The following is a 12,307-nucleotide window of genomic DNA, read 5'->3' as shown; positions in this document are numbered from 1 at the left end:
TAGGAGGGACATCATATGTTTCAAACGACAACTTACTCTGGCGACTTGGCCGCCGGCTATGACCTGCTGAACAAACAACTCGCCGCGCTCTTAGAAGGCGAGACGAACGAGGTCGCGAATCTCGCGAACGCGAGCGCGCTGCTCAATCAATTCCTCGACCGCATCAACTGGGTCGGCTTTTATATGAAGAACGGTGATGACGCGCTCATCCTTGGACCGTTCCAAGGACTGCCGGCCTGTGTCCACATCGCATTCGGAAAAGGCGTGTGCGGTACTGCCGCCTCGACACAAGAGACCCAGCTCGTCGCTGACGTCCACCAATTCCCAGGCCATATCGCCTGTGACGCCGCCTCGAACTCTGAAATCGTCGTCCCGCTCGTCCGTGACGGCGAGACGATCGCTGTCCTTGACATTGACAGCCCAGAGTTCGATCGTTTCTCGGAAATCGATCGCCAAGGCTTAGAACAATTTTGCCAAACATTACTTCGCTTCATCTGATTGACAAGCAACCGAATCCATCGTATACTGATTTTTGTGCATGAAATGACGATAGCAGTCATCGACAGACGTATCCACCTTTCGGGCCTCGACATAGTCGGAGGAGCATCTTGTAGCTTCGCTATCAAGTGAAGGTGCTTGAACCTTGAAAGGGGCGTCACCCGTCTTTGACACCGTTGTTCTTTTGTGCAAAATACATGAACAACAAGGAGGAGTCCAAACATGGCTCGTTACACAGGTCCAGCTTGGAAACTCTCGCGTCGCTTAGGCATCTCGCTTAGCGAAACGGGTAAAGAATTAGCAAAACGTCCTTACGCACCAGGCCAACACGGCAATGGTCGTCGTAAAATCTCTGAATACGGTCTTCAGCTTCAAGCGAAGCAAGCACTCCGTCACATGTACGGAATCAACGAGAAGCAATTCCGTCGCATCTTCAACGATGCAGGGAAAATGCAAGGTATCCACGGTGAGAACTTCATGTTCTTGCTCGAGTCACGCCTTGACAACCTCGTTTACCGTATGGGTCTCGCTCGCACACGTCGTGGAGCGCGCCAACTCGTCAACCACGGTCACATCCAAGTTGACGGTTCACGTGTAGACATCGCGTCTTACCGTGTAAAACCAGGTCAAGTCATTTCAGTTCGCGAGAAGTCTAAAAACTTCAAAGCGATCGCTGAAGCTCTCGAAGTAGCACCAGCTACAAAAGACTTCGTCACATTCGACGCTGAAAAGCTCGAAGGTACATTCGTACGTCTTCCTGAGCGTACTGAATTGAACGACCAAATCAAAGAGCAACTCATCGTCGAGTACTACTCACGTTAATGCTTTTATCCCCTTCCCTGCTTCGGCAGGAAAGGGGATTTTTTACATTTATTATGTAATGGAGTTCATAATAAAATAAACTAGAATTAAAAAAGGAGCGACCGTTATTACAATTCTCATAAAAATTTCTTTAAATAAATAGAATGATATATCCCACATATACTTTTTTTCAAATTCAGGTTTACATCGCTTATAATCAATTGAAATGTGGTTTTCTTTTTCAATAATTAGTTTCTCAAAATCTCGATGCAATTCTTTCAATTTTAATTGAGTAATTTCTTCTGGACACGCTTCTAATCTTTGCAATTTATTTAAGAGTACATTTAATTGTTGATAATTATTTTCAAAATTACCAGCCCGCTCTTTATAACTTTTTATACCCAAAAACATTGTTAAAAAGGTTAATGATAAAGAAGAGATTAATAACACTTTTGTGATTTCTCCCTCACCATCAATAAACCATATTGATAAAATCAATACTATTAACGAGTAAAAATAAGAGGTTTTTTCAAAAAAATCATGCTTATTCCTAAGTCTATCAGAAGCTTTAATTCTGGCCCGTCTAGTCAAATCGACTCTTCTTACTAATTCATAATATACATTCATATTATTTACTGATTCGCTTCTAGTCTCTTCTGTTTCTACACTCATTTTAAAGCCCTCATTTCCCAAGTATTTTTATTTTAAAATTTCTTTCCGAATCCGGCCCATCTGCGTATCGAGCGCGTCGGCCATGTTCGCCGCCTCGGTCAGCTCATGCCGGGACGCCTCAGGGATTTGCTGCTGATACTTGTATTGGAGTTTATGTTCCGTCGCCGCCCAGAAGTCCATCGCGAGCGTCCGGATTTGAATCTCGGCCGGCACCCAGATGACCCGTTCCGCCAAGTACACTTTCGTCCGCACGATCAAATGGAGACTGCGGTATCCGCTCGGTTTCGGATGTTCGATGTAGTCTTTTATGACGTCGATCTTCAAGTCGTCGCGCGTCTGTAGATGCTCCAAAATCGCATAGATGTCGTCACGGAAACTCGTGACAATCCGGACACCGGCGACATCGTGCACGTTGTCCCATAACGCTTCCACTTCGAGTGGGAGCTGTTTTTGTTTCATCTTCCGAATGATGGACGGAAGCGTCTTCATCCGTGTTTTCACATGTTCGATTGGCGAGTAGCCGAGCCTCGTCTGCCAGTCGAGATCGATGATCCCAAGGTCGCTCTCGAGTTCGGTGATCGCCATCTCATAGTAGCGGAACCGTTCTCGCCAATGGTGAAACTGTTCACCGAAAAATTCTTCGATTTCCATTACCCATCCTCCTCACTTCCTACTTCAATCGTACCAGACTCGCTGAGCGTTGATGTACGAAAAAAACGTCCATTCCCGTAAATGACGGAAATGGACGAACGCATCAGACGTGACGAATGACGAAGTATTTCTTTTTCCCGCGACGAATGATTGTAAACTCGCCGAGCGTATCTTCTCGTGTGATGACTTTATCGAGCGCCTGTTCCCGCTCCCCGTTCAAGTAGATGGCACCGTTTTGCACGTCTTCACGCGCTTGGCGTTTCGATTGAACGATCTTCGCCTCGACGAGCAACTCGACGAGATTGCGCTCACCGTCAAGTTCGAACTGCGGCATCCCTTTGAACGCTGCGTCCATGTCTTCTGGTTTGAGCGACGTGAGGTCACCGCTGAAGAACGCTGTCGTGATCCGTTCAGCCTGTTCAAGCCCGGCTTCACCGTGGACGAGCTTCGTCATCTCTTCGGCGAGACGGCGCTGGGCGACACGTTTCTCAGGAGCTGATGCCACTTCGGCCGCGAGTGCTTCGATGTTTTCATGCGTCAAGAACGTGAAGTACTTGATGAACTTGATGACGTCGGCATCATCGACGTTGATCCAAAACTGGTAGAACTCGTACGGCGTCGTCTTGTCAGCGTCAAGCCAGACCGCGCCACCGGCCGTCTTCCCGAACTTCTGCCCGTCCGACTTCGTGACGAGCGGCACGGTGAGACCGAACGCCTTCTCTTGATGACCGAAACGGCGGATGAGTTCGAGCCCGGCCGTGATGTTCCCCCACTGATCGCTCCCACCGACTTGAAGGCGGCAGTTCTCATTTTCGTACAACTTCAAGAAGTCGAACGATTGCAACAACATGTACGAGAATTCCGTGTACGAGATCCCATTCTCTAAACGCGAGTCGACCGAGTCTTTCGCGAGCATGTAGCTGATCGGGAAATGTTTTCCGATATCGCGCAGGAAGTCGATGATGGACAGCTCGGCCGTCCATTCGTAGTTGTTGCGAATCGTGATCGGGTTCTCTCCTTCTAATGGAAGGAAGCGGCTCAACTGATCTTTGATGCGGTCAGAGAACTCTTTCACCGTATCAAGCGTGTTCAGTGAACGTTCGTCGGAACGGCCTGACGGGTCTCCGATCATCCCGGTCGCACCACCGACTAGCGCGATGACTTGGTGCCCTGCCTCTTGGAAGCGACGAAGCGTCAAAATCGGCAACAAGTGTCCGATATGGAGCGAGTCGGCCGTCGGGTCAAACCCCGTGTAAAGCGTCGTCGGTTTTTTCAGTTGTTCCTTCAATCCTTCTTCATCCGTCATTTGGTTGACGAGTCCTCGAAATGCTAAATCATTCAATAATTCCATCTGTCCCACTCCTTCGATTGACATAAAAAAACGTCCCTTCTCATATTGAGAAGGGACGGAGATTCCGCGGTACCACCCTAATTGCCACAGCTGTGGCCACTTTACATGAGAGATAACGGTCTCGACCCGGCCTGACGGCATGCTCCAAAAGTGTAATTCATCTGTTGACGTTGGCTAGTTCACAGCACCCACTAGCTTTCTGGACAAGCGGTCAACCGACTACTTCGCTTTTTTCATCGCATCGTTATATGGACTATGTCATTCATTTTATAAGTTTAATTTCTCCATTGTCAACTAGAAGATTGAAACTTGCATCGAAAGGTGGATTCACGATAAGGTGGTGAAAGACTTGTGCTATAATCGAATATATTACTGTCTGCAATCGTTTTACACCATATGAAGGAGGCTGTCATGCTGCAAAAGATTCGAGACTTATGGAACAATCCAACGTCCTTGAAAGCCCGCCGTTACGCCAATGTATTTTACGATGTGTCGTGGAACGTACTCCTGCTCACGATCATCTCCGTCGTCCTCATCGGTTTTTTAGGTGCCGGGATCGGTGCCGGGTATTTCGCATCGCTCGTCAAGGACATGCCAACCCCTGCCTATAAGACGATGACGTCCCAAATCAACACGTACTCGTCGACCTCTGATATTTACTTCGGAAGCGGTGAACGGATCGGGAACTACACGACCGATGAAGTGCGTACGCCGATTCCAGTCGATAAAGTGTCACCTTTCGTCATCGACGCGTTGTTAGCGACCGAAGACGTCGAGTTTTACGAGCATGACGGCGTCGTGCCGAAAGCGACGCTCCGTGCCATCTTGCAAGAAGCGACCGGTTCAGAAGAGCGGACCGGTGGCTCGACGCTCACGCAACAGCTCATCAAGAACCAGATGCTGACGAACGAAGTGTCGTTCGAACGAAAAGCGAAAGAGATTTTGCTCGCGCTCCGTCTCGAAAAAGCAATGGATAAAGATGAGATTTTGAACGCCTACTTGAACGTCGTCTCATTCGGACGCAACTCGATGGGACGCAACATCTCCGGGATTGAAGCAGCGTCTCGCGGCGTGTTCAACACGTCGGCGGAGAACCTCACGTTGCCACAAGCGGCATTCCTCGCCGGGATCCCGAAAAACCCGTTCCTTTACACGCCATATTATCAAGGCGGAGTCATTAAAGAAGACGTCACAGCCGGCATCAACCGGATGAAGACGGTACTGAACCGGATGTACGTCGCCGGTAAGATCACACAAGAAGAATATGATGCGGCGTATAACTACGACATCACGCAAGACTTCATGAAGACGCAGTCGAAGCCGCGTGACCGCTATCCATATCTCGTTGACGTAGCTGAACGCGAGGCGCTCGCCATCGTGACGAACCACTTCTTACAAGAAGACGGGATCAACCTCAACGACCTCGGGCCAAACGAACGGAACGAAGTCCGTTCGACTTACGGGAAACGGGCACACAACGCGCTCCGTCAAGGCGGTTATAAGATCCACTTAACGCTCGATAAGCAAATCCACGAATCGATGCAACAGCCGGCTAAAAACGCGGACAACTTCGGACCGAACCAAAATGCGGACGGGACGAGCTATCCGGAACAGACCGCCGCGGTCATGCTCGAGAACAAGACGGGCCGCGTGCTCGGCTTCGTCGGTGGACGCTATATTAACGGAAAGACTGAAGAATATAACCACGCCACGCAGATGACTCGTCAAATCGGATCGACCGCAAAACCGATTCTCGTCTACGCGAATGCGATCGAGTCAGGCATGATCACACCTGCGACGACGATTATCGATGAAGAATACTTCTATCAATATGATTACAGCGAACGGAAAGACCCGGTCAACAACGAAGGGAAAACGTACCGCGGCCCAGTCACTGTCCGCGACGCGCTCAAACTATCGTTGAACGTTCCTGCCGTCAAAATTTATGAAGAGCGGAACGAGATGGAAGCTGACACGCAAAAATTAATCGATATGGGCATCGGTGTATCGGATACGAACCGAAAAGCCTCATCGATGGCACTCGGTGTCGGTGAAGTCAGCCCGGTCAACCTCGCGTCGACGTATGCGATGCTCGCCAACTACGGCGAACACGTAAGCCCGTACTTCGTCGATAAAGTCGAGTTCCAAGGCGAGATCATCTTTGAGGCCCAGCCTGAGAAGAAACGGATTTACTCCGATCGCACGGCCTACCTCGTCGTCGACATGTTGCGTGACGTCTACACGTCAGGTACGGCGACGTACGCCAAGTCGCTCTTGAACGCCCCGGGCGACTGGATGGGCAAAACCGGTACGACACAATTAAAACGAGATTCGTATCTCGTCGGCTCGACGCCAGACGTCACACTCGCCGTCTGGTCTGGTTACGATAACCAAAAACTCGGGATGACCGATAAGTACCCATACGGCCCTTACTACCAGCGGACGCAACGGATCTGGTCACAGATCGTGAACCGCGTCCATGCGGATAAGCCGGATACGTTTACGAACGCGCGCTTCACTCAACCGTCTAGCGTGAAGCCGGACGACTTCAAAGACTCTGGAACGTTCTCTGAGAAGAAGAAAGTCGAAGAGAAGAAGAAGGAAGAGGAAGCGAAGAAGAAAGCTGAAGAAGCGAAGCAAGAAGCTGAAGAAGCGAAGCAAGAGGCGGAAGAGGCGAAACGTGAAGCTGCTGAACAGAAAGATGCCGAGGCGAAGAAAAAAGCCGAAGCGGAAGCGAAGAAGAAAGCAGAAGACGCGAAAAAGGCAGAAGAAGAAGCGAAGAAGAAAGCTGAGGCTGAAAAGAAAGCTAAAGAAGAAGCAGAAGCTGATGCCGAGTCTGACGCTGACGAATAAGCAAGACAAAAAAGTCGACACCGCGGTGTCGACTTTTTTGTTCAATCTTCCATTGTCGATAAGTCACCTGTCTCGATGTTCAATTCCCAAGCCTTCAAGACACGGCGCATGATCTTCCCGCTGCGTGTTTTCGGTAACTTGTCTTTGAACTCAATTTCACGCGGGGCCGCATGGGCTGCGAGCCCTTCTTTGACGAATTTTTGGATCTCGGTCTTCAGTTCGTCCGACGGTTCATAGCCTTTACGGAGCGCGATGAACGCTTTGATGATCTCCCCGCGGACCGGGTCCGGTTTTCCGATGACGCCCGCTTCGGCGACGGCCGGGTGTTCGACGAGACGGCTCTCGACTTCGAACGGTCCGACCCGCTCGCCTGCCGTCATGATGACGTCATCGACACGACCCTGGAACCAGAAATAGCCATCCTCGTCCATATAGGCTGAGTCTCCCGAGACGTACCAATCGCCCCAGAAGTAACTTTCATATTTCGCATCGTTCTTCCAAATTTTCCGCATCATCGATGGCCACGGCGTCTTCAAGGCCAAGTTGCCCATCCGGTGCGGTGGGAGCGGTTGCCCGCGGTCATCTAAGATGGCCGCTTCACATCCCGGGATGGCTTTCCCCATCGAGCCCGGCTTGATGTCCATCGTCGGATAGTTGCAGATCATCATCGCCCCGGTCTCCGTCATCCACCACGTATCGTGAATACGTAAGCCGAACGACTCATTGCCCCAACGGATGACTTCCGGGTTGAGCGGTTCACCGACCGACAAGATGTGTCGGAGCGACGACAAGTCGTACTTCTCAAACGCCTCGTCCCCCGCACCCATGAGCATCCGGAACGCCGTCGGCGCGCTATACCAGACCGTGACACCGAACCGTTCGATGACCGAGTACCAAAACTCCGGATTGAACCGGCCCCCGACGATGACGTTCGTCGTCCCGTTCAAGAACGGGGCGAAGATGCCATAACTCGTGCCCGTCACCCAACCTGGGTCGGCCGTGCACCAATACACGTCGTCGGCCTGCAAGTCGAGCACCCATTTTCCCGTCATCAAGTGCTGAATCATCGCGTTATGGACGTGCAGCACGCCTTTCGGTTTGCCGGTCGAACCGGATGTATAATGCAGAATCATACCGTCTTCACAGTCGACCCATGTGATGTCAAGGTCCGTCGAGGCGTCATGTGCCAACTTGCGGTAATCGATGATCTTCCCGCTCTCTGACACGTCATCGCCGACGATGAGAATCGTCTCCAAGTGCGGCAACTGCTCCACCGGGATGCGCGGCAACAGCGCCTCGGTCGTCACGATCACTTTCGCTTCCGAGTCGAGCAGACGGTCGTGGACGGCCTGTTCCATGAACGCTTCAAACAACGGCCCAACGATGGCGCCAAGCTTGATCGCACCGAGTAAAATAAAATAAAGTTCTGGACTCCGTGGCATGAAGATGAAGACACGATCGCCTTTCTCCACTCCGACCGATTTCAGAACGTTCCCGGATCGATTACTTTCTCGTTTCATGTCTGCATACGTATAGCGCTCTTCCCGATCCCCATCGAAGTAGAGCAAGGCCAGCTTCGTCGCGAGTTCCCCTTCTGCGTGACGATCGATCGCCTCATACGCCATATTGACGTTTCCGGTCAAATTCCAAGACAATAATGCTTCTGCTTGTGTCCACTCGAACGACTGACAAGCTTCTTCATACGACGACAATTGATGTTCCCCTGATAACGCTTTCAATTTCTCCATCGTTAAAGATTCGCCTCCCCTGAAAAGAATGGTATAACCACTTTCAGTATAGTGTTAATATTATGACAAATCAATGAATTTCCAATAACTCCAAATCGGCGTGAAACAAGACGGATGAAAGCGCTATAATAAGAAGTGGAAAAGGTGGTGACTCCATGGAAAAACAATATCATTCAAAAGTGTGGGAAACCTCACTCGGAGCCGTAATCATCGATGGACCGATTGAGAGCGACGTGCTCGCGACGTATCGTCTGGACGAGGGGTTGACGGCGTTCAGGGAGCCAGAGGATCAACAGAAGGCACTCGTCGAGATTGCCGCTTTGAAAGAAGGACGCATCATCGTCGCACGCGTCGACGAACTCGTCATCGGCTACGTCACATATTTGTATCCGGACCCGTACGAACGTTGGAGTGAAGGGAACGACCCGTACATCCTTGAACTCGGTGCCATCGAGGTGAGTCCTCGTTTCCGAGGCCAGCGCATCGGTAAGCAGCTGCTCGAAGTATCCATGATGGACCCGCACATGGACGACTTCTTAATCTTGACGACTGAATATTATTGGCATTGGGATTTAAAAGGGAGCGGTCTGTCGATTTGGGACTATCGTAAAGTGATGGAAAAGATGATGAATCACGGCGGCCTCGTCTTCTTCCCGACGGACGACCCTGAAATCGCGTCCCATCCGGCCAACTGTCTTATGGCACGCATCGGCAAAAACGTCCGTCAAGAAACGATTGACCATTTCGATTCACTCCGGCTCCGTCGCCGGTTCATGTATGACTAAGGAGGGGTACGATGCTGATTGAACAGATGATGAATCGCCACGTCGTGACGATTCAACCGACGAATACGATCGCCCATGCGGCCAAGCTCATGCGCGACAATAAAGTGCGCCATCTTATCGTCACGAACCCGGCTCGGCAAGTCGTCGGGATTATCGGACAGTTCGAGATGAGCGGTGCGACGAGCGTGTTCCATCCGGAAAGCGAGAGCGCCGACTTTCAGAACCCCGTCTCGAGCATCATGCGCCAAGACGTGACGACGGCCCACCCTTACGACTTTTTCGAGGATGCGGCCGCCCTATTTTATGAATACCGTCTCACTTGCTTGCCGATCATCGAGCAAGGCAAACTCGTCGGGGTGCTGACCGAGACCGATTTACTTCGTTATTTCGTCCAGCTGACCGGTGCCCTCGAACCGAGCTCGCAAATCGAGATTCTCGTCGAGAACACGACCGGCACGCTCGAGAAAGTGACACGCCTTCTCGCCAAGACGAACATCAACATCATCAACGTCTTCGTGCATCCGACGGCCGATCCGTACAAACGGATCATCTCGTTCCGTGTCCAGACGATGAACCCGCTTCGCATCATCGAAAGGCTAAAACGTGAAGGCTTTGACGTCCTCGGTCCGGAGATGTCCCCATGAGACCGGCCTACATATTCGGGGAGAACGAGACGTCCTACCGCTTCCATGCGGACCACCCGTTCAACCCGATCCGCTTGGAGCTGACGACGTCTCTGCTCGTCGCCTCGGGCAAACTGTCTCCCGACGAATGCATCGCGCCTCCTCTCGCATCGATAGAGGATTTGGCGCTCGTCCATGACCGGGACTACATCGAGGCCGTGCAAGCGGCGGCGGCCGGACAGTTGTCTGGGCTCAAAGCGAACAAGTTTGGGCTCGGGACAGAAGACACACCAATCTTCCCGACGATCCATGACGGTGCGGCCCGGCTCGTCGGCGGGACGATACATGCGCTCGACCTCGTGGCGAGCGGAAAGTTCGAGCGCGCCTTCCACGTCGGTGGCGGTCTCCATCACGGCATGCAACGCAAGGCGTCAGGCTTTTGCGTCTATAACGATGCCGCCGTCGCCATCGCCCATGTCCGTAAACAATATGGCATGCGCGTGCTATACGTCGATACTGACGCCCATCACGGGGACGGCGTACAATGGCTATTCTATGACGACCCGGACGTCATGACGCTCTCGATTCATGAGACCGGTCGTTATCTCTTCCCCGGGACTGGCGCCGTGACCGAGCGCGGGAACGGGAGTGGCTACGGCTACAGTTGGAACGTCCCGGTCGATGCGTTCACGCAAGACGACTCCTTCCTCCACTGTTACGAGACGATTCTGCGTGAAGCGTGCGTTTGGTTCAAACCAGATATCATCTTGACGCAAAACGGGGCCGACGCCCATGCGTTCGACCCATTGACACACCTCGCTTCGACGATTCGGACGTTCGAACAGATCCCTCAAATCGCCTCCCGTCTGGCCGATGAGTACACGGGAGGCCGTCTCGTCGCTCTCGGTGGCGGCGGTTACGACTGGTTTCGGACGGTGCCGCGCGCGTGGGCCCAAGTGTGGTCGGGTTTGACGCGCGAGGCGCCATATAGTGGTGACATTCCGACCGAATGGATTGAGCAATGGCAGGCGAAGGCCGATCAAGCGTTGCCGACGCGTTGGGACGATACGGCGTACACGTTCGACCATATCCCGCGTCGCCAACAGATCGAGGAAAAGAATTGGGAAGTGACAAAACGGGCGTTTTGGCCGTTCATCTCCAATGATCGCAAGTCACTATACTTATAACAAAATGCACCTGAGCCGAGTGGCTCAAGTGCATTTTTAGTTAGTCGTTCCGTAACGAATCACGACGTTCGATTCGGTGCGGGAGCACGACGTTCTTCTCTTCGACTTCTTCTGCATTCAAAATTTTCGTCAACAATCGCATCGCGACGGCACCGATGTCATACATTGGCTGGACGACCGTCGTCAACTTCGGACGAATCATCGTGGCGAGACGCGTGTTATCGTGTCCGACGACCTCGAAGTCGTTCGGAACCGAGAAACCAGCATCTTGGATCGCATGGATGACACCGAGCGCCATCTCATCCGTTCCTGCGAAGATCGCTTTCGGACAGTCATCGCGCCCGAGCATCTTCTGCATAGCTTCGAGACCAGAGGCGTACGTATAGTTCCCAAGAATGACATCGTTCTCGCGGAACGGCAGACCGGCATCTTCGAGTGCCCGGCGGTAGCCGGCGAACTTCTTCTCCCCGTTGATTTGTTGCTCAAGTGGGCCTGTGATAAATCCGACTTGCTTGTGGCCGTGGCCGATGAGCATCTCGGTTGCGTCGTACGCTGCCTGCTCGTAGTCGATGTTGACGGCTGGTAAGTCATACCCTTGGTTGAGCGTCGCCGCGAGGACGATCGGCACCGGTGATTTCTTGAACTCGTCAACGAGGTCTTCATGGAGTCGGCCGCCCATAAAGATAATGCCGTCCACTTGCTTACCGAGCAACGTGTTCAACAGATGAATCTCCTTGTCACGGTTCGAGTCCGAGTTGCCGAGGATGATGTTGTACTTGTACATCGTCGCCACGTCCTCGATCCCGCGGGCGAGGTCCGCAAAAAAGATGTTCGAAATATCCGGGACGATGACGCCGACCGTCGTCGTCTTCTTGCTGGCAAGACCACGTGCCACGGCGTTCGGGCGATAGCCAAGACGGTCAATCGCGTCTTGGACTTTTTTACGGGTCGTCGGCTTTACGTTCGGGTTCCCGTTGACGACACGGGAGACGGTCGCCATCGACACCCCGGCTTCACGTGCGACATCATAAATTGTTACGTTATTACTATTCATTAAAACTCCTCCTACAAGCAGTGATTTTCAAACGATTTTCAAAAAACGTGTCAAAAAAGGAAGACAGGTATCTGTCATCATTTT

11 protein-coding genes and 1 other annotated feature are annotated in these 12,307 nt (G+C 52.0%); of the genes, 6 read left to right on the top strand and 5 right to left on the bottom strand.

The genetic code is table 11. The annotated features are described in order from the left end of the window. The first annotated feature begins 15 nt into the window (after positions 1-15). Together P398_RS0107895 and rpsD are read left to right on the top strand one after the other, a co-directional pair. Positions 16-498: a GAF domain-containing protein gene (locus P398_RS0107895; RefSeq protein ID WP_029334701.1), complete on the top strand. Its 483-nt coding sequence runs from the start codon at positions 16-18 to the stop codon at positions 496-498. 222 nt (positions 499-720) lie between these two features. After that, on the top strand, positions 721-1,320 hold the full coding sequence (gene rpsD, locus P398_RS0107890) for a 30S ribosomal protein S4 (RefSeq protein WP_024371356.1): 600 nt from the start codon (positions 721-723) through the stop codon (positions 1,318-1,320). Between the two features lie 51 nt (positions 1,321-1,371). Here rpsD and P398_RS0107885 read toward each other — a convergent pair whose 3' ends face one another. The 3 genes from P398_RS0107885 to tyrS form a co-directional block, all read right to left on the bottom strand. Beyond that, the gene (locus P398_RS0107885; RefSeq protein ID WP_029334700.1) at positions 1,372-1,971 is read right to left on the bottom strand and encodes an SLATT domain-containing protein; all 600 of its coding nucleotides are present in this window, start codon (positions 1,969-1,971) and stop codon (positions 1,372-1,374) included. Positions 1,972-1,998: 27 nt separating this feature from the next. After that, positions 1,999-2,622, bottom strand: coding sequence for a GTP pyrophosphokinase (locus P398_RS0107880; protein ID WP_029334699.1), 624 nt, complete (start codon positions 2,620-2,622; stop codon positions 1,999-2,001). 103 nt (positions 2,623-2,725) lie between these two features. After that, on the bottom strand, positions 2,726-3,973 hold the full coding sequence (tyrS, locus tag P398_RS0107875; RefSeq protein WP_024371353.1) for a tyrosine--tRNA ligase: 1,248 nt from the start codon (positions 3,971-3,973) through the stop codon (positions 2,726-2,728). Positions 3,974-4,021: 48 nt separating this feature from the next. Further along, positions 4,022-4,219: a binding site (T-box leader), on the bottom strand. A gap of 165 nt (positions 4,220-4,384) precedes the next feature. Between tyrS and P398_RS16110 the strand changes: the two genes are divergently transcribed. Next, positions 4,385-6,826 (top strand): transglycosylase domain-containing protein, encoded by a 2,442-nt coding sequence (locus P398_RS16110; protein WP_029334698.1) that lies wholly within the window; start codon positions 4,385-4,387, stop codon positions 6,824-6,826. Between the two features lie 41 nt (positions 6,827-6,867). Here P398_RS16110 and acsA read toward each other — a convergent pair whose 3' ends face one another. Next, positions 6,868-8,574, bottom strand: a complete 1,707-nt coding sequence (gene acsA, locus P398_RS0107865) for an acetate--CoA ligase (protein WP_029334697.1) — start codon at positions 8,572-8,574, stop codon at positions 6,868-6,870. Between the two features lie 155 nt (positions 8,575-8,729). Between acsA and P398_RS0107860 the strand changes: the two genes are divergently transcribed. The 3 genes from P398_RS0107860 to P398_RS0107850 are packed head-to-tail and all read left to right on the top strand — an operon-like array spanning position 8,730 to position 11,169. Beyond that, positions 8,730-9,359, top strand: coding sequence for a GNAT family N-acetyltransferase (locus P398_RS0107860; protein ID WP_024371350.1), 630 nt, complete (start codon positions 8,730-8,732; stop codon positions 9,357-9,359). Between the two features lie 11 nt (positions 9,360-9,370). Further along, a complete protein-coding gene (locus P398_RS0107855; protein ID WP_029334696.1) occupies positions 9,371-10,003 on the top strand; it encodes an acetoin utilization AcuB family protein in 633 nt (210 codons plus the stop codon). Beyond that, entirely contained in the window at positions 10,000-11,169 is a 1,170-nt protein-coding gene (locus P398_RS0107850) for an acetoin utilization protein AcuC (protein ID WP_029334695.1), read from the top strand. The genes P398_RS0107855 and P398_RS0107850 overlap by 4 nt, the downstream gene beginning before the upstream one ends. 40 nt (positions 11,170-11,209) lie before the next feature. Here the strand turns inward: P398_RS0107850 and ccpA are convergent, their stop codons facing one another. Further along, on the bottom strand, positions 11,210-12,223 hold the full coding sequence (ccpA, locus tag P398_RS0107845; RefSeq protein WP_024371347.1) for a catabolite control protein A: 1,014 nt from the start codon (positions 12,221-12,223) through the stop codon (positions 11,210-11,212). Positions 12,224-12,307: the final 84 nt, after the last annotated feature.

The sequence above is a fragment of the Exiguobacterium aurantiacum DSM 6208 genome (genome assembly GCF_000702585.1).
Taxonomy (GTDB): domain Bacteria; phylum Bacillota; class Bacilli; order Exiguobacteriales; family Exiguobacteriaceae; genus Exiguobacterium; species Exiguobacterium aurantiacum.
This window is presented reverse-complemented; position numbering and strand designations above follow the sequence as displayed.